17 protein-coding genes and 2 CRISPR repeat arrays are annotated in these 22644 nt (G+C 52.3%); of the genes, 3 read left to right on the forward strand and 14 right to left on the reverse strand.

The features are described 5' to 3' along the window. Positions 1-494: 494 nt before the first annotated feature. On the reverse strand, positions 495-1319 hold the full coding sequence (locus WBG83_RS04660) for an AraC family transcriptional regulator (RefSeq protein ID WP_336743151.1): 825 nt from the start codon (positions 1317-1319) through the stop codon (positions 495-497). A gap of 269 nt (positions 1320-1588) precedes the next feature. Between WBG83_RS04660 and WBG83_RS04665 the strand changes: the two genes are divergently transcribed. Continuing rightward, entirely contained in the window at positions 1589-3622 is a 2034-nt protein-coding gene (locus WBG83_RS04665) for a beta-galactosidase (protein WP_336743153.1), read from the forward strand. A gap of 316 nt (positions 3623-3938) precedes the next feature. Then, positions 3939-5186: a CRISPR direct-repeat array (repeat unit 33 nt; unit sequence ATTTCAATCCACGCACTCCATACGGAGTGCGAC). A 181-nt stretch (positions 5187-5367) separates the two neighbouring features. Here WBG83_RS04665 and cas2 read toward each other — a convergent pair. The 11 genes from cas2 to WBG83_RS04720 all read right to left on the reverse strand — a co-directional run bounded on the left by cas2 (position 5368) and on the right by WBG83_RS04720 (position 19271). After that, positions 5368-5658: a CRISPR-associated endonuclease Cas2 gene (gene cas2 / locus WBG83_RS04670; RefSeq protein ID WP_336743155.1), complete on the reverse strand. Its 291-nt coding sequence runs from the start codon at positions 5656-5658 to the stop codon at positions 5368-5370. An 8-nt stretch (positions 5659-5666) separates the two neighbouring features. Beyond that, entirely contained in the window at positions 5667-6698 is a 1032-nt protein-coding gene (cas1c, locus tag WBG83_RS04675; protein WP_336743157.1) for a type I-C CRISPR-associated endonuclease Cas1c, read from the reverse strand. Then, positions 6695-7354, reverse strand: coding sequence for a CRISPR-associated protein Cas4 (cas4, locus tag WBG83_RS04680; RefSeq protein ID WP_336743398.1), 660 nt, complete (start codon positions 7352-7354; stop codon positions 6695-6697). The genes cas1c and cas4 overlap by 4 nt, the downstream gene beginning before the upstream one ends. Further along, positions 7341-8207, reverse strand: a complete 867-nt coding sequence (gene cas7c, locus WBG83_RS04685; RefSeq protein ID WP_336743159.1) for a type I-C CRISPR-associated protein Cas7/Csd2 — start codon at positions 8205-8207, stop codon at positions 7341-7343. The genes cas4 and cas7c overlap by 14 nt, the downstream gene beginning before the upstream one ends. Positions 8208-8259: 52 nt before the next feature. Then, on the reverse strand, positions 8260-10170 hold the full coding sequence (cas8c, locus tag WBG83_RS04690; RefSeq protein ID WP_336743161.1) for a type I-C CRISPR-associated protein Cas8c/Csd1: 1911 nt from the start codon (positions 10168-10170) through the stop codon (positions 8260-8262). Continuing rightward, complete coding sequence (gene cas5c, locus WBG83_RS04695) at positions 10171-10890, reverse strand: type I-C CRISPR-associated protein Cas5c (RefSeq protein WP_336743163.1); 720 nt, start codon at positions 10888-10890, stop codon at positions 10171-10173. A 19-nt stretch (positions 10891-10909) separates the two neighbouring features. After that, positions 10910-13324 (reverse strand): CRISPR-associated helicase Cas3', encoded by a 2415-nt coding sequence (gene cas3 / locus WBG83_RS04700; RefSeq protein WP_336743165.1) that lies wholly within the window; start codon positions 13322-13324, stop codon positions 10910-10912. A gap of 391 nt (positions 13325-13715) precedes the next feature. After that, positions 13716-15098: a CRISPR direct-repeat array (repeat unit 33 nt; unit sequence GTTTCAATCCACGCACTCCATACGGAGTGCGAC). A gap of 298 nt (positions 15099-15396) precedes the next feature. Next, positions 15397-16239, reverse strand: coding sequence for a hypothetical protein (locus WBG83_RS04705; protein ID WP_336743167.1), 843 nt, complete (start codon positions 16237-16239; stop codon positions 15397-15399). Positions 16240-16411: 172 nt separating this feature from the next. Beyond that, on the reverse strand, positions 16412-16783 hold the full coding sequence (locus WBG83_RS04710; RefSeq protein ID WP_336743168.1) for an O-methyltransferase: 372 nt from the start codon (positions 16781-16783) through the stop codon (positions 16412-16414). 195 nt (positions 16784-16978) lie between these two features. Further along, positions 16979-17203 (reverse strand): hypothetical protein, encoded by a 225-nt coding sequence (locus WBG83_RS04715; protein ID WP_336743170.1) that lies wholly within the window; start codon positions 17201-17203, stop codon positions 16979-16981. A 274-nt stretch (positions 17204-17477) separates the two neighbouring features. Continuing rightward, entirely contained in the window at positions 17478-19271 is a 1794-nt protein-coding gene (locus tag WBG83_RS04720; RefSeq protein ID WP_336743172.1) for a M3 family oligoendopeptidase, read from the reverse strand. Positions 19272-19633: 362 nt separating this feature from the next. Between WBG83_RS04720 and WBG83_RS22565 the strand changes: the two genes are divergently transcribed. Beyond that, positions 19634-19909, forward strand: a complete 276-nt coding sequence (locus tag WBG83_RS22565) for a YycC family protein (protein WP_442955790.1) — start codon at positions 19634-19636, stop codon at positions 19907-19909. After that, positions 19906-20139: a hypothetical protein gene (locus WBG83_RS04730; protein ID WP_336743174.1), complete on the forward strand. Its 234-nt coding sequence runs from the start codon at positions 19906-19908 to the stop codon at positions 20137-20139. The genes WBG83_RS22565 and WBG83_RS04730 overlap by 4 nt, the downstream gene beginning before the upstream one ends. A 47-nt stretch (positions 20140-20186) precedes the next feature. Here WBG83_RS04730 and WBG83_RS04735 read toward each other — a convergent pair whose 3' ends face one another. After that, entirely contained in the window at positions 20187-20852 is a 666-nt protein-coding gene (locus WBG83_RS04735) for a YcnI family copper-binding membrane protein (protein ID WP_336743399.1), read from the reverse strand. 58 nt (positions 20853-20910) lie between these two features. Further along, entirely contained in the window at positions 20911-22521 is a 1611-nt protein-coding gene (locus WBG83_RS04740; protein WP_336743175.1) for a copper resistance CopC/CopD family protein, read from the reverse strand. Positions 22522-22644: the final 123 nt, after the last annotated feature.

Below are 22644 nucleotides of genomic sequence, written 5' to 3' on the forward strand. Positions count from 1 at the left end.
CACGGAGCCTTCGGGGTTCGTGCTTTTTTTATCGAATTTCCGCACCGCGCGCAGCTCCCAGCGCGCGGTGTTTCGCTGCATGACGGCGGTCGGTCGACCACGTACCGCACGTACGCTGTCATACCGCCGCAGAAAAAACTCCCGCAGTCTGTGCAGGAGGCTCGCCTTCAATATTCCATCAGGACCTTCACGAAACCGCTGCACAAGAACAGCCTTTACCCCCTGACGCACTTCGGTTCCGTCTCCCGCTGTTACACGCTTACATGATACCGTCGAAATCTTTGGGTGCTTTATCGATGGTTTGCTGAAGGATATAAACGTCCATAAGCCCGGGCTCTCCGTTTCCGCCGGAGCCTCCGCCTGACAAGCCCCCTGGCTCCAGAACCCCTCCACGCCACACATCATGTGGGGGATTTTTGCATGAAGCAGGGTTTGCGTGAAGCAGGGTTTGCATGAAGCACGATTCCATATGACGCAGCCGGCCTCATCCAAGCTTACAAGTACAGCCGCCGGAACTGGCTCGGCGTCATTCCTTCGAGCTGCCGGAACCTTTTAATAAAATAACTTACATGCTCGAATCCGGCTTGACCGGCCACATCCTGCACACGGAGGGACGGCTCCCGCAGCATCGCTTCCTTCGCTTTGCGGATACGGCAGCGGTTGACATATTCGAACGGGCGCAAGCCCAGGGTCTGCTGGAACAGCAGGCACAAATGCTGTGCTGTGACACTCAGTTCATCCGCCAGCTCCTCCAGCGTCAGCTGCCGGGCATAATTTTGCTCGATGTAAGCCAGTACCGGGGCCAAGCGCTCATAGTGACGCTGGGCGGAACGCTGCTCGCCTGCCGAGCCGTAGCGGTGCAAATCCAGCAGCAAATCGTAAATAAGCCTGGACGCTTCGAAGCAGGCCATCGCCCCTTCCGTGCGCGCCGCCTTCTCCATATCCTGAAGCCGAGCCAGAGTCATTTCAGGATAGGCGACATACAGTACCTCAGAATGTGTAAAACCAAGCCCCGCCAGCAGCTCTTCCGCGTGCTTGCCGCCAAAGGTGACCCAGCGGACTCTCCATGGCTCCTGAACCGCCCGGTATTCATGCGCCTGGTGCGGAAACAGCAGCATGCCCTGGCCCGGGCCTACAGTCTCGCGGAAGCCCTCCGTCATCAGAACCCCCTCTCCCTCCAGGCACTGAATCCACTGGTAATCAGGAAAGCCCTGCTCCCGGAGGACCGTCTCCTGATTATTCCAGCCCCCGCTTCCCGTCATATAAAAGGGCAGCCTCAAATCCGCCTCCGTCAGCGTGCGGAATAAGCATTCGTTCAACGCACTCACCTCCTCCATTCATACATGAATATCGTTATACTAACATGAATATTATTCGATTGATATACAACAGTATTCCGATTTATCATATTCATATCGTTATACTATTTCAGTTAAACGGATGTACTTCCCTCTTCCGGGGACAACGCCCGTGTCCATTCCTGACAGGGAATGGAAGCGTACGCAAACGGTAATCCGTCTCTGCTTCAAAGCATGCTAATCGTTACCATTACAAGTGAACCATCACCTTTTTTGAGGAGGCCTGTAGAATGTTGGATTGGAGAACTGCGAAGCTGCCCCACCTGTACTATGGCGGCGACTATAATCCGGAGCAGTGGTCGGAGGAGGTTTGGCTTGAAGATATGCGCCTGATGCGCAAAGCCGGCGTCAATCTGGTCAGCATCGGTATTTTCAGCTGGGCTGTGCTGCAGCCGGATCGGAATACGTACGATTTCACCTGGCTGGATAAGCTGATGAATTTGCTGGCGGACAATGGCATTTATGCCGACCTGGCTACAGCTACCGCCTCGCCGCCCGCTTGGATGGCGCTGGAATTCCCGGACACTCTGCCCATCGATGAGAACGGAGTGCAGTATTCCTTTGGCGGCCGACAGCAGTACAGCCCGAACAGCAGCACCTACCGGGAATTCTGCGCTCGGCTCGTCCGGCAGCTCGCCGAGCGGTACAAGGAGCATCCTGCGCTTGCCATGTGGCACATTAACAACGAATACGGCTGTCATGTATCCCGCTGCTACAGCGAAGAAAGTGCAGCCGCCTTCCGTGTCTGGCTGAAGCAGCGGTATGGCACGCTGGACGAGTTGAATGCGCGGTGGGGCACGAACTTCTGGAGCCAGAAATATTACAGCTGGGACCAAATTCAGCCCCCGCGCAAAGCACCGACCTTCGCTAACCCGGGCCAGCAGCTCGACTACGCCCGCTTCATGGATGACAGCCTGCTGGAGTGCTACCTGAACGAGCATCGCATTCTCAAGGAAGTGACCCCGGATATTCCGGTCATGACTAATTTTATGGGCTTCTTCAAACCGCTGGATTACTTCCGATGGGCGAAGCACGCCGATTTGGTTACCTGGGACAGCTATCCCGAGCCAAAGGGCGGCATCCCGGTGCAGCCTGCGGCAGCGCACGATCTGATGCGAAGCCTGCGCGGGGGACAGCCCTTCGTGCTGATGGAGCAGGTTACCAGCCAGGTCAACTGGCGGCGCCGCAATCCGGTGAAACGCCCCGGCGTTATGCGGCTATGGAGCTACCAGACGCTTGCCCATGGCGGCGATGGCATTCTGTTCTTCCAGTGGCGGCAGTCCGCCGCAGGCGCAGAGAAATTCCATGGCGCCATGGTCAGCCACACGGGAGACGAGAACAGCCGCGTATACCGTGAGGTGGAGCAGCTCGGACAGGAGCTCAGGAAGCTCGACGAGCTGGTCGATACCCGCATCCATACCAAAGCGGCCATTCTCTTTGACTGGGACAACTGGTGGGCGCTGGAGCTGGATTCCAAGCCGAGCCGGGACGTTCTGTACCTGGAGCAAATCATGAATTATTATCAGCCGCTGTTCGAGCGCAACATCGCCATCGATTTCGTACAGCCGGATAGCGACCTGAGCGGCTACAAGCTCGTCATCGCCCCGAATTTATATATGGTGAAGCCTGGGGTGGCAGATAATCTGGAGCGCTTTGTCTCCGCCGGAGGAACACTCCTTGTCGGCTTCTTCAGCGGTATTGTGGATGAGAATGACCGCATTCATCTCGGCGGCTACCCGGCCCCCCTGCGGAAGCTGCTCGGCATACAGGTCGAAGAATTCGATCCGATGCTGCCGGGAGATACGAACCGCCTGCTTCCTTCGGACCGCTCGCCGCTGACGGAGGCCTCCTGCACCCTATGGGCCGACGTCATCCGGCTGGAAGGAGCAGAGCCGCTGGCCTGCTTCGCCGAGGATTTCTTCGCTGGCTCTCCGGCCATAACAGTAAACCGCTTCGGCCAAGGCCGCGCCTACTACGTCGGCACCCAGCCCGAAGCCCGTCTGCTGGCGGAGCTGCTGGACAGCATCACCTCTGATCTGGGCATCGAAGCGCCGTTCCAAGCGCCAGCCGGAATCGAAGTAACCTGCCGTCAAGCAGCGAACGGCCAGCGCTACTGGTTCGTGCTGAACCACCTGGCCCAGCCGGCGAAGGTCACCCTTCCTGCCGGACAGCATACCGATTTGATTAGCGGGCGCGTGCTCAGCGGTGAAGCTGATCTGCCTGCAACCGGCGTACTCGTATTGCGGGCGGGAAGCCCTGTCTAGGCACTCTGGTGCTACTACTGGTGCTGCTTGAACTGTTTACAGGACTGCCTGCACAAGCTGATATTAGAACCTGAACAAAAGCGTCTATGCGCACCTTGAAATCCGGTGCGCATAGACGCTTTTGTTGCTTGGCGCTCAATACCTATGTCGAGGTATGGCTCTCCTGTAAATTCCATTTGGTGTCGGATACGCGCCCTCCGTTTGGAGTGCGACCGGCTTGTAAATGCCGGCTAGTTATGTGGTCGACCGACCGCCGTCATGCAGCGAAACACCGCGCGCTGGGAGCTGCGCGCGGTGCGGAAAAAATGGCCAGAGTATTTCAATCCGCGCACTCCATATGGAGTGCGACCAGGTTGCTGCGGCTATTATTACAGCCAATGGCCTATTTCAATCCACGCACTCCATACGGAGTGCGACTAGCATCCTTCGCCTTACCCGCAATTTTTTTTATCATTTCAATCCACGCACTCCATACGGAGTGCGACCCGGTACTGTGAACCATTTCATGAAATGCGACCATTTCAATCCACGCACTCCATACGGAGTGCGACAGCAGGTGCATATCCCTTCATCTATTCAGGAATATTTCAATCCACGCACTCCATACGGAGTGCGACATCGCTTCCTTAATGAGTACTTGATTCCACTGGCATTTCAATCCACGCACTCCATACGGAGTGCGACTGACCTTGCTAACTGCATCCTTGCTCAGCTGGATAATTTCAATCCACGCACTCCATACGGAGTGCGACTCTGGTCCTTCCTGCAGCAGATGACCCGTTGTTATTTCAATCCACGCACTCCATACGGAGTGCGACAACATTGTTGAGATATTCAAAATCCATCGTAATAATTTCAATCCACGCACTCCATACGGAGTGCGACGGAGCAGGAGCCCCAGCCCCGTATACACGCAGAATTTCAATCCACGCACTCCATACGGAGTGCGACGCTTATTGCCCCACCACTTGCCACCACTCCGCCGATTTCAATCCACGCACTCCATACGGAGTGCGACAAGCATCCTGCTCTTGAGCCAAAACAAATGCCATTAAATTTCAATCCACGCACTCCATACGGAGTGCGACCCAGGAGCCGGGCGTCACAGTGAAGGAAATCGAGAATTTCAATCCACGCACTCCATACGGAGTGCGACAATTGGAGGAGTATTTTGACGGCACTACTCCCGATATTTCAATCCACGCACTCCATACGGAGTGCGACTGTTATGATCTCGACAATGTCCGTTTCGGTTGCTGTATTTCAATCCACGCACTCCATACGGAGTGCGACCATCGACGCGAGTCAAGACATTCTCCTTCTTGGAAATTTCAATCCACGCACTCCATACGGAGTGCGACGTATCGCCAAAGGCTTTCGTTAATCACAACAACATTTCAATCCACGCACTCCATACGGAGTGCGACCACATCCGTGTGGCTGGCGGCGAAGTTCAAGAAATCATTTCAATCCACGCACTCCATACGGAGTGCGACCGTACAAGCTTGCAGATTATGACCGTCAAGCGGCGATTTCAATCCACGCACTCCATACGGAGTGCGACCGCGAATTAAATCGTTTTCATGCCGCCAAAGCATGAAAAATCAATTTTTCCCGCAACAATCATGTAAAACAAATATTAATCAATCCTTGACTTTCTATCAAACATCATATCTTCTACTGATTTCGACAAATTTCGAGGTGCGAATGATCCGGGATTTTCATGGGAGCTTCACATTCGCACCTCAAATGATTAAGGTACCTTCCATATCATAAGATGATTTGGCACCTACATGTTCAACCTTGGTTTTATAGTTGTCCCCTAAATTATAGAAGCGTAAGCTATCCGTTGTTTCATCGATTATCGCTTCCAATTCATACTTTAACCGCCGAAGCTGTGTTGAGTCCAGGATGCATTCGAACACGGAATTTTGAACCCGCTGCCCATGATCCAGACACTTCTTCGCAACTTGAGCCAGCCTTCTTCTGCCTTCTTTGCTGGATGTGCTTACATCGTATGTAATGAGTATGAGCAATCCGACACCTACTTCCACAAAAATGGAGGATATTCGTCCAAATCTCCCCGAATGTGCCGGGCCAGAAGCAAAGCTTGTGCATAGGGAACAAGTCCCCAGGAGATTTTTTCGTTCAAGAAGGGGTGAAGCAATTTCTCCTGCTTTCGCTCTTGCCACGCCTTCAATACTTTCTTTCTCGTGTCATCGTCCATAATCACCGCACCGTTTTCTTTCCGATAAAAGCCATCTTCATGAATAATCCGCTTATTCACCAGGGAAAGTACAAAACGGTCCGCATACACACCTCGAAGCTCTTCCATAACATCCAGCGCTAAAGAAGCCCGCCCCGGCCGATCCCTGTGCAGAAATCCAACATATGCATCCAGACCAACCGCCTCCAGAGCTGCGGCCATATCATTAGAAAGCAAAGTATATGTAAAGGACAGCAGCGCATTCATATTATCCAGCGGTGGACGCTTATTCCGCCCATGAAAGAAGAAGTGTTCCTTTTGCTGCAAGATTAAATCATCAAACACCGAATTGTATTGAACCGCCGCACTACCTTCCAGGCCGCGTAGGACATCCAAATCCTCCACGCTGCGGACAAGCTTCATCGTCTCTGTCAAGGATGCCGTCACACGCTTGATTTGAGGAATATCCATTCGGAGAGGGTAGTCTCTCGAAGCACGCTCCAAAATCCATTTGTTGTTATATAGTTTACCCAAAATCATGTTTCTGGCCAGCAGCGCGCTTCGGTTCTTATCATCCGAAATGCGATATTGTTCCTTTCGAAGCACCACATTGCCCCGATCCTCTCCGATGACGCGGGCCAAAAAACGTCCGCTTCGGGTCATAAACGTAAGCGCGATGCTGCGCGTAGCGCAAGCCCCCATTAAGGCCGGGCTTACTCCTGCATAGCCGAATGTACAGACCGCTTCGAGATTGTGCAAAGGATATCGCGCAAGAACTCCTTCTTCGTGTTTAATCACGATATTCTCGCCATCCAGGGATAAGTACGTATCCGGCGTTGTAATAAATAGTGTGTTCAGCAGCTTTTTCATTCCAGCAACCTGCTTTCAATAAAGCTTGAAACGGTTCTTTGATTCAGCATTTCAGGCAAGCAAACCCGCTGCAAAGAACAGCTTTGACAATGGGGCCCTGTTTTCACTTTTGGCGTATGATTCCTTTGAAAATAATGATGCATTTCGCTCAGGCTCTTCTTGACTTGTTCTCTATCGGCAGGGGTAACCGTGACTTCGACACGGTGTTTTATTTCATCATAATAGAGGTATCCGCTGGAGAGTTGACAGACCAGCATCTCCTCCAGACACATCAATTGAGCGATTAACTGGGAACGATCCGAATCATTTCTTTTGGGCTTGCCACGCTTGTATTCAACAGGATAAGGAAGGTAAAGCCCTTCCTCCCCGGCCAGTGGTATGCCGCCCGGATCACGGATGAATTCAACCACATCGCAAATTCCTGTAATCCCAAGCTGCCTTGAATAGACCGGCAATGCACGGACAATCAGCTTGTCTCCCCTTTTTTCGCGGATGGTCGGCTGATCGGCTTTATGATGAAGATGTGTGCCTTCTACTGTAAGCACATTTTCTTCCCACTGCTGTTCGATGTGAATTAAGGCCCATTGCCTTCTGCAAAAATTGAAATGCTGAATCCCTGAAAGCAGCAAGTATTCCTCTTCGTTATAGCCCTGCATACTCTTGTACACGTAAGCCTTCAAGTGGCTGGAGTGTGCACACGTAATCCTCGATTGATTTCCCTTCGTGGACATCATCCTTTAAACGCACCTGCAAAGAGCGGTGGACTTTGGCCGAGGAATATTGTCCCAGTCTGGATTCATGCTCCCACCAGAACAGGCGGTACACCTCCATGCTTCCATCCGGGCGGGCAGAGGAAGCATCATTTTCGAACAAGGTTCTTAACGCTTCCCGAATTTTCTCTGCATCTTCATATGTGAATCCGGTTTTCTCTGCCAACTGCGTGTTGATGCTTCCATAAAAAATATACACGCCAAAGTCGACCCTGTGCTTCATCCCCATCGTATCCGAGCTTTTCTTATTCGGGTCCTTGGGGGTTACAGCATTGACGCTCTTCGTAATCTGCATGCTGGAAATGTCGATCGGGTCCAAACTGACAGCCGTATGAATCGATACCGGACCACGAATACCGATCGATACATCGGAACCGCTAAAAGCAAAAACTTGTCCAAAGCTTCTCACATCTATCCATGACTTGCAGGCTGCCTGGGCATAAAGCTCGTTATTTTGCGATTTGCCCTTTGCATATTCCTGAACATCCGGGTTAGCGTCCACTCGCTCCTTAATGCTCCGATACGCATCTCCCCGCCGCTCGTCTGATTGTACGAGAATCGTCTCCCCCATGTCCTGCAGGCGATTGCGAATTTTCCTTTTCAAGCAGACATCCGAGATCTCGCCATGTCCATCATAGTTTTGCCGGGGGCGATTTCCGTTCAGCGGGTCCCCATTCGGATTGGCATTGCGGACAGACAAAACAACGGCGAAATCAATTTTGCGATCAAGTGTGCTCATGTATCTCTCTCCTTTTTATCAATTATGCTTCGTTAGTCTATTTGCTTCGTTATCATTCTTCGTTGTCATTTGGGTGGTCCTGTCCTGGCTCAGCTTCGGTCCCTGGCTTGCTCTTTTGGGGCGTATACAAATCATGGCGCTGGCTGTAAAACCCGAGCAGGTACAGCCCGCTTAATGGCCTGTCCGTAAAATCCTCCGGTTGTAATTGGGCACCAACTTCATCTAGCAGGCGATTATAATATCCAGCCTCTGTACCCATCCTTGCCTGATACGGCTGAATGTTGGATTGGATAATGGTCCAGGTCCGCCTAGGCCGCTGTGCAAATGCATTCATATAACGAATTGCATTCGTAGCCCGCTTCTCCTCCCGACCAAGCGCTCTTCGTTCCAGTACATCTGCAATCGCCAGCATTCTGCCAAACAAATAGCTCCGATCCGTGTTCTCCGTATTCAATCCCACCTTGAACCCCTCCTTCTCATTCGCTTTATTCACTAATGCGCAAGCGATGCCCAGCGTCTTCTCCCACTCCCATTCCTCCATCCCGACCGGATTGGAGGCGCGGTTCACTGCGCTTCGCACAATATCAAGGGGAATGCTTCGGCCATCAACAATACAAGGGAGCATTCTTTCCATGAGTCCCTTGACAAGCTTATCGTTTGCTCTTGAGCCGTAAGCAGCAAAAGCAATATCACGCGTAGCCGGAGCGCCATAGAAGGTAATCCGTTTGTCGTCCTGATTTTTCTTATAGCGGTGCAGCCAGAAGCAGGTGCTGTGCCAGCTCTCCAATCGGTTCAGAAACAGCTCCTTATTCATATCGCGGTAGTACACCATCGACATTCGCCCCAGGGTTGCCGCATCCAGAATCATAATAATCACCTTCGCCTGGTAATCTCCGTCATAACGATAGCCGCCCATAGCCAGCCGGATTCGGTTCGCAAATTCTTTATGAGCGACATCCCCGGCGGATGGTTCATCCTCCTCTGGTGCATACAAGCTGGACATATCCCCAAGCGGGTCCGGCATTTCCAGTGATTCGGTCCCCCACACCAGAAATACCTTGCCATCGATCGTAAAGGATTGACGCTCAATCAGCCATTTCAATGCATTATGCGCCTTCTGGGATACTTCGTATCCAACAGCCGCTGCTTGCCTGCTGGTGCGGAATCTGCCCCGGTACGTAAAACCATTCTTATCATTTGCTGAAATCAGCTTGGATTTATCTGCCGAATTACGGATTCGTGAAGCATGCTTGTCTGCATAAGGAAGCTGCTTGCCTGTGACATAGCATAGATCGATCTCCGTCAGCAGATGATCATAAAACTGAATAAACGACTCCTGTACAGAGCGATCACGCCATAGCCTGTCCTCTGCCTCCCCGGGTACACGCACCGCAAATCGAACGAAAGCCGCACTCTGGTCTGCCGAGAGCACTTTGAATAACTCCGGCTTCTCCTCAGCCGAACCTGTCCATTTGTCCATCAGCCTGCTGTGCTCATCGAGCCACAATATTTTATCCCGAATTAAATCGGTCATTAGCGTTCCTTGCTCTACATAACGAAGAACGCTCTCCACCTTGGGATGGGCAAACGATGACTGGCACCAGGAACGTAGCTGATGGACATAATCCGTATGGGGCGTTCCTTTAACCTCCCCGCAATAACGGGTGAAATCCCCTGCTACATAAACCAGTTTGTCAAACAGCGGATGTGGAGCAGGATTCGTGCCTGCTCTGCTGGCCGAAGCCTCCGTGCACGGTATAATGGTGCTGGCATCGTTTTCTTCCACCACTTTAGCAGACACATAATTACCATATTTATCTAAGTGAATCTCGATATGAGCGCTTTGTGTCGTGTGAGAAACCGGGATTAAAGCGTACTCGCGGTCATTGCTCTTTTTTTCAAATTGTCCAATGGCACGCTCGTTTTGCTCATAGGTCCTGTTTAAATTCGCAAGCCAGCTCACTCATTCACCTCCTCCTCGAACAAGCTGCTCCAGCAGTTCATCGGCAGCTTGCATATTCCCCGGGCCGAATGCTTTCGCTACCCCTTCCCCTGTCTTCCGGGTTAACGTACACTCCTCGGGGCGAATAAAACGGATGACCCCCCGTTCCATCCTGGCTCGCCATAAGCGCGTCACACGCTCATTGGTCCCGGTTTCATCCGGATAGCTGATGCCATGAACCATGGTACCGAAATCGATTTCCTGAATGTCATCGTAAAAGCCCTCCCCTTCACCAAAAACACAAGGCTCCACATATCCCTGACATTCACGAGCGCCAAGAAAAATGTCTCGGCGGCCCCCGGCCTGTACTGCGCGTTTGCTAATATTGTGATGCTTATGCTCGTTACGGTCATAAATCAAATCTTCCCGATGCGGATTAAATTCAAAATGGGCCCGCACCTGATACCGCACGTCCTTCAAATAGGTGTAATAAGCAAGCGTATTGCCCCCGCTATATTCAATAGGACGAATACCCTTGGACTCCGTTTGGATAACGTTCATAATCCGCACTTCATCCACATACCAGATCAAGGTCGGTTTCCAGTATATGGATTCTACAATTCCCTTCAGCGCTTGAAATGAAGGAATTTGGTAGCTGAATTTCTCCCCTCCGATTTTGGTGAGTGGATCGGTAAAGAGTGCATATTTCCCGTAAACCTCGAACTCAATTTGATTTCGCATCCAAGCCCTCCTTTACAAATTAAACAATCGCCGACTGCCATTCCCCTTCCCCATCGGTTTCAACCCCGAACCGCTTGGAATAGGCGATTTCTCTCAGGGCCAGCACATGACCGTGCAACAAGGGATACACATCCTGATTTGTATGAAGCTTCCTGAACTCATGTTCAAACATATTGACCACATACGGCTGGAGCTTTCTGAGTAACGTCCCCAGCTCTCCAGCCTCCAGTTCCCCATTCAGCTCCTCAATGAACTCCCGCGCCTCCTCGTTATAAGGAACGAGCACGGATCTGGCGCTGCTGCTGATAACCTCAAAATGCTGCTCGACCGTCGCAAAGGCAGAGCGGCTGATGATTTCAGGATTTTTTCCCCTCTTATTCCTATAGGCTGCAAAATAGTCTTTATTGTAATGGAGCAAATCAAACAGCTGCTTGCCCAGCTTCGGTATGGGATAATCCATTTCGTTCTGAATGCGAGTATAATAATATTCAAAATAAGCCTGCATCGCAGAGGCTGACAGCAAATCATGCCCAAATCGCCCGGGCTCCTGCTCAAATTCATACAGTATCCGCTTTGTCATCTCCGCTCCGATTCGAATCTCCGGCAAATGCGTCAAGCTCTCATCAGCAGCTTGAATAATATACACTTCCCGCAGGGCATCCTTGCCATGGCGGTTACACCGGCCTGCGGCCTGCGCAATCGAATCCAGTCCCGCTAGAGATCGAATCGCGCACTCAAAGCTGATATTCACTCCCGCCTCAATAAGCTGCGTACTGACACAAATCACCCGTTCTTCGGCCTTAAGGGCAGCTTTTATCCTGGATAGCTCATCCTTACGGTGAGCTGCGCACATGTTCGTGCTTAGGTGGAACAGCTTCACATTGGTGTCACGAAGCCAAGGCTCTTCTTCAAGTCGGGCAAACAGCTTGCGGACCGCCGTTTTCGTATTCAGGATGATCAATACGCTTTGAACCTCAACCATTTTGTCCCGAACAAAGGATGCCAATTCTTCAGCTCCCCAGCCTAGCGGAGTTGTACGGTCCAGCACCTCAACCCGTTTAAAGCTGTGTCCAACCTCGCTAATATTCTCAATCAGTTCGGCTTGCTCGGAGAGATTCAGCTTATGCTTTACAAAATCGAGCGCCGGCTGGGTCGCTGTACATAACAGCACGCTGGAACGCCCTAACGGATACAGGAAATTCAGAGCGGCGTTGAATAACGAAATGCATTTGACCGGAACAGACTGAACTTCATCAAAAATCAGCACGGCATTGGCCAATTGATGCAGCCTTCTTACATTACGTGTCCCCTTGCCATAAAACGTATTCAGAAACTGAACCATGGTCGTAAAAATAATCGGGCGATCCCATGTGTCTCTGGCCAGCTTCAAGCTTTTCTTGCGAACGTCGTAATCTTCTCCCTCTTCCCCTTGTTCTTCAATGACGTTGGAGTGGTGTTCCAGAATCAATTCGTGCTCCTGCAAAATATCCCGGATTTCAGCGGCGTTCTGCTCAATAATCGTTGTATATGGCACGACATAAATAATTCGCTCTTTCCCGTACTCCAAAGCATGCTTGAGCGCATAACGCAGACTGGCCAGCGTCTTCCCGCCACCTGTAGGAATGGACAACGTGTAGATGCCTGACGGACGCATCGCAGCTGCTTCACATTGAAGCGACATGTCCCGCCGCAGCCGGTTAATCGGCTTGTCCGCATCCTGATCCCGATCATATTCCCCAAGCCTGTTCATTAAAGCATCATAGCTTCTTTCAAAAAAAGACTGGTTGCTTGTGTGCGGCTCCGGTTGTTCGTCTTCTTCAAATTGCCGGGTGTTTGTCCGATCCGCGTCGATCAGGCAGCTAAATATATATTTCATCAGCAGCGAAGCAATAATCGGGGAGAGGCGGTACTTTTGATGAAAATCCGCCAATTCGTCTCTCGCCTGCGCAAAATAACGGTCTAACTCACTTGCGGCCACCTTGTCAAAAAATACGGCCTCTGCTTGTTCATATTCCTTCAATTCCTTTACAGCCACACGTTCCAGAAATGGGGAGTCCAATTCAGGAGCAAGGAAATCCCTTAATCCCTGATGGTGCGAGATAATACAGTTAGCCAGCCACTCTGCTGTCAGCTTGTCTTCCAGCGTTTTGGCCTTTTGGTGATAACGGCGATACAGCAGCCGTCCGCCTGCTGTAGAATGGTCCACCGATCCCCTTCGAGGAGGAGCTCCGGGGTTGTTGAACGCTTCTTGAATATATGTCTTGAATTCGTCTGTATGCTTGCCCATATCATGCAGCAGGCCGGTCAAGCCTGCCAAATATGTAGCTCCGATTTTATCGCCATTTCGCTCGCAGCCCGCCCGGACCTCCTCCAGATGCTGCTGCACGGTCTGAATTTTGCTGTCCTTGTGACGAATGTGAGCAATATAGTCCATATGTCCTCCATAAACATGAAAATTCGCCTATACTCCATTGGTATTTCATGCGATATGTCCTAAAACTACTTTCGACGCTATTTAATTAAATCCTTCTTAATCTTTTAAAAAATTGGAAAATTTAACACTAAATTTCGACAATGGATCATAAAAACCCCCTTCAACCAAACAGTCTCCTGTCTGTTCGAAGGGGGGCTAAGTGATATTCGTTTGATATTCCTGTTGTGAATCCGTTTAAACCCGGCATTTTCCTATAGGTGTACGATGAGTCATATCGAGTGCGGCCCGGTGGACCGTAAGTAGCGTCGGTACTGGAAGTTTCACTCCACGAATCCACGCACTCCGTATGGAGTACAACTGGAAAGTACAAGGACATGAATTCATCCTGTGCGTTTCAATCCACGCACTCCATACGGAGTGCGACGCCGGCCGCGTCTGGACAGGCATCCGCTCGGGCAGTTTCAATCCACGCACTCCATACGGAGTGCGACGGAGGGCATGACGCCGGAGGAGGCTGCAGCGGTTGTTGTTTCAATCCACGCACTCCATACGGAGTGCGACAAACGATCTGAAATACAATCGGTTTGCTGTCCAGTTTCAATCCACGCACTCCATACGGAGTGCGACAAGCTTCTGCGTAAACTTAGGGGGTAAATTCCTGTTGTTTCAATCCACGCACTCCATACGGAGTGCGACACGTTACTTAATATTCAATATGTTGTACGCTGTCGGTTTCAATCCACGCACTCCATACGGAGTGCGACCTTCAATCTTGGACAGCTTGGCTTTCGTCTTTTCAAGTTTCAATCCACGCACTCCATACGGAGTGCGACTGGTAACACTTTCACCTTGGATGCGCCAATAAACGGTTTCAATCCACGCACTCCATACGGAGTGCGACCCAAAACAGTAAACTCATCTAGAGCAAATACCAGTTTCAATCCACGCACTCCATACGGAGTGCGACGGCATGACGGCCCGCACCAGCGGGAGGCCATTGGAGTTTCAATCCACGCACTCCATACGGAGTGCGACGGGAATCACCCCGCTGCTGACGACCGTCGTGGAAATGTTTCAATCCACGCACTCCATACGGAGTGCGACAAGCCAGACATAAAAACAGGGGAGATTAATCATGTTTCAATCCACGCACTCCATACGGAGTGCGACGGCAAACGACGAGTTCAAGTTTGCCGTTGAGTTAGTTTCAATCCACGCACTCCATACGGAGTGCGACGGCAGTTGAGATAGATTGTTAACGGACAAGTTTGTTTCAATCCACGCACTCCATACGGAGTGCGACGGGTGAAACTGGTTTGGACAAAGATTTCATCAAGGTTTCAATCCACGCACTCCATACGGAGTGCGACTCTTTTTGTTACAGCAACATACCCGCCATCACGTAGTTTCAATCCACGCACTCCATACGGAGTGCGACGTTACAGGTTACTTTGTATCCTCGTTGTGTGGGTAGTTTCAATCCACGCACTCCATACGGAGTGCGACCCGGCTGCTTGGGGTGCCAAGCCGGATTGCAACGGTTTCAATCCACGCACTCCATACGGAGTGCGACTACGGGCGGGGACTGGAGACTGGACAAGTTTGTCGTTTCAATCCACGCACTCCATACGGAGTGCGACCGATTCAAGCATGACAATTCCTTTTTGCTCCTTTGTTTCAATCCACGCACTCCATACGGAGTGCGACTGCTGGATGAATCCTCCGTATGGTCGTCAGATTGGTTTCAATCCACGCACTCCATACGGAGTGCGACAGCGAAATAAATCGTTTTCATGCTATTATAGCATGAATAATCCATTTTTTGCCGCAATAATCATACATAAAAAACATTAATTCATTCTTGACTTTCTGTCAATCCTAACAACCTTTACTGATTTCGACAAATTTCGAGGTGCGAATGATCCGGGATTTTTATGGGAGCTTCACATTCGCACCTGAAATTACAAGCTCCTGCTTAAAAATTCAGATGCTTATTCGATTAGCATAACAAATGCTGCTGAATCATTCCAGGGAACGACGTTACAGCAACCGAACCGCCGCAAGAACCGCCGTTACTTGAACTGCAAATATGGAGGCTCCTCGCCCTCTCCTCCCTGGGCTCCCATGCTTCCGCGGCTGACCTCATAGATCATCCGATATTGACCCTTATCTTCATCTTTATGCCAGCGTTCGGTGAACACCACATGGTAAGTTTCCTTTTGGGCCGTTTCTTCTACTTTCGTTTCCCGCTCAACATGATAGCCTCCAATGTTTAGCTTCACTTGGCCCTCTTCCTTCGGAAATCGGTCAATCGTAGTGCCGTTTCCGGAAGTGGCAAATTGAACAGCATCTTTTGCCGTAAACGGCGGCATTGCCGGTGATGTCGCATAGATGGAACCTGCGATGAGAATCAACAAGAGAACAGGGGCCGTGAAGGAAATCCATCGGGTTTTCTTCGTAAGGCTCGGAATGACACGAACGATAATTCGGTCGCAACTGAAGAAAAGGACTGCCGCAGCTCCCCCCATGATGCTCAACAGGGAGGATTGAAGGACGAAGCCGTAGCACAATCCAAATACGACATGAAGCAAACCGGATACGACCACCTCACGCGGGCCCTTCATTCTTAACTTCAAAGCTGCTGCTTCGAGGAGAGAAGAAACCAGACTCCCATAGACAAAGATGGCGGGAGCTGCGTATAACGCAAGGATGAAAACCCATGACATATAATTTCCAGCCGCATTCCAGGCGGCTCCTTCTAACGCGGTAGTAGGAAAGGAGACCCAAAGGACAATGGTCCAGGAAGTAAAATAAGCGACTGCCAGTTTGCGAACAAGCATCTGCCGCAAGTCCGACTGCGTCACAGGATCACCTCCAGAAAAAGCTAATCTGCCGCTCAAACGAACGATTACCATGGATCACATGTCATAAAATCAAAAAGCCGGTCCCCAGCAGGTTACCGACCCCAATCATATTTCATCCCGAACAGGATGAAAGTATAAGTCCGATGAAATGAAAATGCATAAAATGATAAAATAAAAACAATCAAGTCCCAAAATAAATTTAGGTAATTTGTACCTTATGTGACTACTGCGCCATGCGCTGATCACGCTGGTAAAGGAGTGCAGACATATTGTAATTTGATTCAAACTGGACACTTGTGCAAAGCAGATTTTGTCGAACGGTAAAATCGAACATAATCTCCCCGTGTGTCCATCTTTTGTGCTTCAACGCTTCGATGGCCATGTTGCGTAATGAATTGACCTGGCTTTCCGATAACCCTTCTCCTTGCGGCTTCAGCTGTCCGTCCTTGCTTTCCAGCGGCAAGTGCTTGATCCCGAACTTTCCGATGCTGTCGTTGCGGATTTGTACGAAAATGGTGCCCGAAGTGAGCTGCATCAATTCATGGCCAATTTGTCTGAAGACCATATCCATCTGTCTCGCCAGTGGAAGCTCCATCGTTGATATTCCCCCCTTTCCTGATACGACCCCTTTTATCATACCTTGTCATTTTTATGGGTCTTATGTCACATTATAGTCTACTGAATTTCATAGAATCAACATAATTTTACAGAAATTGTACTGTTCGACAGACAAAAAATGAAAAAAGCCCACAAACCTTTGTTTGTAGGCCTAATGAACTAACCCCCTAAATTATCGGGAAAAAGGAGCGTAATCGTCTCGCCGCAGCTCCAGCAGCTTCGCCAGCGGAATTCCGGTGTTCTCATGAATGTCCAGCATCGTGCTGCGGGGATTTGTTTTTAAATAATTGCGGACCTGCATATAGATTCCATCCTGCACGGACTGGCAGGCAGAACAATACATCGAGAGCGATTTCGCAAAAAGCGTGCCGCAGCGCTTGCAATTGTCCAGTGACATATCATCCTCTTCCTTTCAACAGCGCTTTATTCCTAACCTTCATGCCTGCCGTGCATCCGGAAGCTTGTTACCATATATTATCGCATAAAAAACGGTCTTTTAGGGGGCCGCCCGGAAAAATGACTCCCGTGAACCACGCCAGCACTTACAGGTAATGGCAAAAGCCCCAGAACCGGGTCCTCCAGTCGGGGCTAAAGTCCTTTTCAATCCTTCTATTCAGAGCGGTAAATCTTGAATCATGCCTGACGGGTCACTGCGCGAACGGACGGGCGTTTTATTCCGTAAGCTGCAGGAACGCTTCCACATCCTCCATGGCCAGCTGCACCGCTTCATCCCAAAACTGCGGCTGCTCCAAATCAACCTCCAGATGCTTGCGGGCCAAATCCTCTACGGTCATGCTGGCCGTATCCCGCAGCAGAGCCACATAGCGGTCCTCGAATTGCGGCCCCTCCTTAAGCGCCCGGGCATAAATCCCGGAGCTGAACAAATACCCGAACGTATACGGGAAGTTGTAGAACGGCACCTCGGTAATGTAAAAATGCAGCTTCGACGCCCAGAAATGAGGATGAGTGCTCCCAAGCGCACCGCAAAAGGCTTCCTGCTGGGCCTCTTCCATCAGTCGGTTCAGCTCGCTTACGCCGACCAATCCTTGACGGCGCGCTTCATAAAACCGCGTTTCAAACAAAAACCGGGCATGAATGTTCATGAAAAAAGCAACGGACCGCTGCACTTTATCCTCCAGCAGCGCCAGCTTTTCTTCGGGACTCGCGGCAAGCTTTACTGCGGCATCCGCCACGATCATTTCTGCGAAGGTGGAGGCGGTCTCCGCGACATTCATCGCGTATTCCTGGGCCAAGGCCGGCATATCCGTCATCACATGCTGATGATACGCGTGGCCCAGCTCATGTGCGAGTGTCGACACATTGGAGGCAGTCCCGGCATAGGTCATGAAGATGCGTGTCTGGCCGCTGGCGGGAAAAGCGGTACAAAAGCCGCCCGGACGCTTCCCGGGCCGATCCTCCGCCTCAATCCAGCGCTCGTCGAACGCCATTTGGGCGAACTCGGCCAGCTTCGGGCTGAACCGGCGGAACTGGGTCACGATCATATCCGCCGCTTCATCGAAGCTGTAGTGCTTTGCCGAATTCCCGACGGGCGCTTCCACGTCATGCCAGCCGAGCTTCTCCACACCAATGAGCTTCGCTTTCCGGTCCATGTAGCGAACCAGCATACGCTTGCGCCGGTCAATGGCGGACCACATCGCGTCCAGCGTGCGTCCGGACATCCGGTTTATATCCAGCGGCTCCTTATGTACATCGGTCCAGCCGCGATGCTTATAGACCTGCAGCCGGAAGCCGGCCAAATGGTTCAAGGCATCCGCGCAAAAGTCCGCTGCCTGGCCCCATGCGTCTTCCCAGGCGCTGAATACGCGCTCCCGCACCGCCCGGTCGGGACTATGCAGCTTATTATGAGCCTGGCCCGCAGAAAGCCGGATTTCTTCGCCGTTCTCCGAAAACAGAATCTGAACCTGACTTACCGCGGTGTTGTACATTTCCCCCCAGCCGTGATACCCGTCGACAGCCAGGTCCGCGATAAGCGACTCCAGCTCGGACGGCAGCCGCTCTCCGGCCTGCTTGCGCCGCTCCGCGAGCGGGAAGCGCACGGCCTGCTGCTCTGGCTGATCCAGCCATGCCGCCCAGACGGTGTCCGGCATATCCCGAATCAGCTCATCGAGCCGGGCAAGAGAAGCCGTATACGCCGCAGACAGGCTTTTGAGGCGTCCGGACAGTTGGACCGCCTTTTTATCGCTTTGCTGCTCCGCGCTGAGGCACGCCGTGAACGACTCGCCTTGACGCAGCCGGAGCAGGATGCTTTGCATGGACGCCACAAGCCCCGTCAAGGCCGCCGCATCGCCGCTGTCTGCAGAGACAGGCGCTTGCGCTGTTTTCAATGCGGTGCCGAAGGCGCGTATTTCCTGCTCCAGCTCATCCAGAAACGCCGCGAACTGCGGCGAAGCGCTCCCCCCGGGAAAAAACACATCCAAGTCCCATGTTTGCGAAAGCTGCTGCATGCACATCTCCTCACTTTTTCACAAAATTGACATCGTCTCTACGTTATTAAACCACAGTTTGTGGCAAAACCCAATGGTGTGTGGCATCGCCGCCTCCCGGGAACACGCAGCCGGACAAGAGCGGGCTGCTGGATTGAGCTGATACGGACGGACAACGACGCATGCAGCCCCTCTATTCCAATCAGGCGAATGCAGCAATAGGACAAACGCAAGACCAATGTGGTATCCCCACTCTCCCGTTCAAATTCCGATCCCAGCCCGCGCCCGTTCCGATCCGGTGTTCAGAGACGCCGCTAGCCTCCGCTTGCTCCCGAGGGCAAAACCCGGTATTGTTACATGTATACGAATGCGGAGGTGCGGTCATGAAACCATTACAAATCTCACCGGAAACAGCGCAAATGCTGGCCAAGAAGCTGAATGTGCCGCTAGAGCATCTGATGCACATGCCCAAGCACATATTGATGCAAAAAATGATGGAGGCGGCCAAGGCCGAGCAGCAAGCGGAGGCAAGCAGCACTGCAGGCGCGGCTTCGGACGAAGCAACGGGCGGGCAGACAGCCGGCGGGACCAGCAGCGACCGGGATACACAATCCCCGGCGGGCGGCACAGCTGAGCCCCGGACGGAGCGTCAGCCATGATTCCGTTCGAGCAGACATGGCCTTATGAGGTTATCGGCAAGGACGTGTACGTCTCCGAGTGCCCGTTCTGCCGAGCGGAGAACGTGCTGCTGCCCATGAAAAAAGACGAGCTCATCCACATCCGCGAAGGACGCAAGAAGCTGCTCGTCTTTCCATGCTGCCATGGCAGCGTTACACTCATTGATACCGATAACGATTACCTGCTCGCTGCCAGCAAGCTGCGGCGCTAAGCAACAAGCTTGGCGCCCGGCTTGCTTTTTTGGCGAAGCGCGGCGGATTAGCGTGATTTTTTGCGAAGTGAAACCATGAGCGCCACAGCGCCAAGAAGCATCCCTGCCACGGAGAAATACAGCGGAGCGCTGCTGGCAGCCGGTGCGGCGGCAGCTTCCGTGGAAGCAGCGGCCGGAGCCGGAGTGGCTGCAGCCGGAGCTGATGCCGAAGCCGTATGCCCGTGGCTGTCCGTTGCAGCGCCGGCATCCTTGGCTTTAACAGCAGTCACAGAGGCCGGCGTCTTGGAATCGGACGCGCCGGTCCATTCCACCACACTGCCGTCCTTGTAGGCTTGATACGCCTTCCATGTAATTTGCTTCGCGCTGTCTGCTACCTTACCCTGCAGCTTAAACTCGCCGAACTCGGTAGCCAGCAGTCCTTCGCCGCTTGCGGTCCATACGATTCCTGTAATTTTGTCAGCGGCGTCCTTGGTCAATTGGTATGTCCAGCCCGGCTTCGCTTCCACCCGGGATACGGCAACCTCCTCGACGCTAAACTTCAGCTCTACCTTCACCGTCGGACTTTCCTTCTCGCTTGGCACCCGTACAGTAAATACCTCATAGGTTCCCTGCACCGATTCCTTCGGGTACACGTTGACATGCGCACTGGCTATGCCCGCGAACAGCACCATTGACAGCAATACGGCGGATAAGGCCGACATCCATGTTTTCATGTTCACACTCAATCTATCCTTTCTTAATGGGAATATTCGAAGCAACAGCAGCAGCGGTTCAATAAATCCTGATTTCCTTCCGGTACACCGTTTCGTTATCCTCCGGGTCCATGACCCGCACCTGAACCTCCCAATTGCCGGCAAACGGCAGGTACGGTCCTTGGCTTGAATACTGGTAATCCTTGAAGTCGGGGAATTCGGCAAAGCCGATAGCTCCCTCCAGTGGCGCAAGCGGAACTTCAATCGGGGCCACCTCCGGCCGATCCAGGCTCGTCATATACAGCTGCACCGTTTTGGGCGGCTTCCCCTGCTTCTCCGGCAGCCATACCTTGACCCGAATATTGTTGTTGCCGGGGACATTCGGCGTAATATTCGCGCTCATATGAATCGTTGTCCCCATTTCATGCCAATACAGCGGCGTATTGGCCGGGGTCGGGCTGAGATAGGTGAATATGCCGACCACGCAGGAAATGAGCAGCATCAGCGCCACATCCAGCTTCAGTAAAGCCGCCGCGCCCTGCAGCTTGCCCCGCTTAACGAGCAGCCTCATCCAGCCTGCGGCAGCGATGACCAGCGCCACCAAAGCGCATTTGATAAACAGCAGCAGCCCCCACTGGGTTTCCAGCAAATACTGCAGCTTGCGTGAATAGAGAAGCGCCGATATCGTTCCGGTGACAGTCAGGACGGCAATACTGCCGAACGCTGCCCTGGAGAATAACGGGTAAAACTGCAGCGCATGCTCCCGGTGCTTGCGCCAATGAACCGCCAGATAAAACAATCCTCCGGCCCAGACCGCCGCAGCAAGCAGATGTATCAGGTCTAATGCGACCGTCCGAAGCGGCGGATCATAGGCCATGGCGTGGCCATTGACGCTTTTGGCCGCCAGAAGCAGCAGCACCCAGACGCCATCGGCCCACCTCCAGCGGTGAAGCACCGCCAGCCCGATAAAGCCGAGACAGAGTGAGCTGACCCAGGACAAGCCGACCGTCGTCCCGAAAAACAAGCCGATGAGCTGCTCGGCCTCCCAGCCGTCAATCAGCAGCTGCATTTGCAGTGCAATCAGAACGATTTGCGCCAGCAGGAAGGCGCCCTGCAAATGAAAGGACCAGGCTGCGTCGGTATCCCGGATATGCTCGGGACGAGCCGGTGAAATAACGCTCCACAGCACCCAGCCAGCCAAAAGAAGCAGCACGATGAAATACACCATTCTTGCGGCAAAAATCGCCCAGTGCAGCGGCTCCATGTCGGACGAAAGATCATGCTCGTGACTATGAGCGGCAGTTTCGGCGGAAGCGCCGGATGCAGCGCTGCCAACCGTCACGACGTAAGAGCCGCTGATCGGATGACCGTCGGCTGAAATGACCTTGTAGCTGACGGTATACCAGCCCGTGTCCAGCTTGGGCAAGTCCAGCGACAGCTGGCGGCGGTTCTCGCTGACGGCTGCCTTGCGGTCCGTTACAGGTTTGCCGTCCTGATCAAACACCTGCAGGCTGTACACCTGATTCTCTATTCCTTCATTGAACGTGAGTACAACAGAAGAAGGGGCGGCGGACAGCTGGCTGCCCGGAGCCGGCACAGCCTCCTCCAGCGAAGCGTGGGCCCAGACGGACACGGGGGACATAAGGCATAACAGAATGATGAAGAATCCGGCAATTCGTCTAGCCCACACAATAAATAGCACCTCCTGCATCAACAAAGTTCCACCCGCTCAGGGCCATCGGTCTGCTTCTCATATCGGACATCGTTTCCTTTTGTACTTTACCTGATTTCACACCGAAACAAAATGGCTCAA

The sequence above is a fragment of the Paenibacillus sp. y28 genome, assembly GCF_037137075.1.
Classification (GTDB): domain Bacteria; phylum Bacillota; class Bacilli; order Paenibacillales; family NBRC-103111; genus JBBBNV01.

Bases quoted from the DNA above. Each gene is read 5' to 3' on its own strand.
- WBG83_RS04665 (WP_336743153.1), top strand. From the start codon at position 1,589: ATGTTGGATTGGAGAACTGCGAAGCTGCCCCACCTGTACTATGGCGGC.
- cas1c (WP_336743157.1), bottom strand. From the start codon at position 6,698: ATGAAAAAGCTGCTGAACACACTATTTATTACAACGCCGGATACGTAC.
- cas4 (WP_336743398.1), bottom strand. From the start codon at position 7,354: ATGCAGGGCTATAACGAAGAGGAATACTTGCTGCTTTCAGGGATTCAG.
- cas7c (WP_336743159.1), bottom strand. From the start codon at position 8,207: ATGAGCACACTTGATCGCAAAATTGATTTCGCCGTTGTTTTGTCTGTC.
- cas5c (WP_336743163.1), bottom strand. From the start codon at position 10,890: ATGCGAAATCAAATTGAGTTCGAGGTTTACGGGAAATATGCACTCTTT.
- cas3 (WP_336743165.1), bottom strand. From the start codon at position 13,324: ATGGACTATATTGCTCACATTCGTCACAAGGACAGCAAAATTCAGACC.
- WBG83_RS04705 (WP_336743167.1), bottom strand. From the start codon at position 16,239: ATGGTAATCGTTCGTTTGAGCGGCAGATTAGCTTTTTCTGGAGGTGAT.
- WBG83_RS04710 (WP_336743168.1), bottom strand. From the start codon at position 16,783: ATGGAGCTTCCACTGGCGAGACAGATGGATATGGTCTTCAGACAAATT.
- WBG83_RS04715 (WP_336743170.1), bottom strand. From the start codon at position 17,203: ATGTCACTGGACAATTGCAAGCGCTGCGGCACGCTTTTTGCGAAATCG.
- WBG83_RS04720 (WP_336743172.1), bottom strand. From the start codon at position 19,271: ATGCAGCAGCTTTCGCAAACATGGGACTTGGATGTGTTTTTTCCCGGG.
- WBG83_RS22565 (WP_442955790.1), top strand. From the start codon at position 19,634: ATGAAACCATTACAAATCTCACCGGAAACAGCGCAAATGCTGGCCAAG.
- WBG83_RS04730 (WP_336743174.1), top strand. From the start codon at position 19,906: ATGATTCCGTTCGAGCAGACATGGCCTTATGAGGTTATCGGCAAGGAC.
- WBG83_RS04735 (WP_336743399.1), bottom strand. From the start codon at position 20,852: ATGAAAACATGGATGTCGGCCTTATCCGCCGTATTGCTGTCAATGGTG.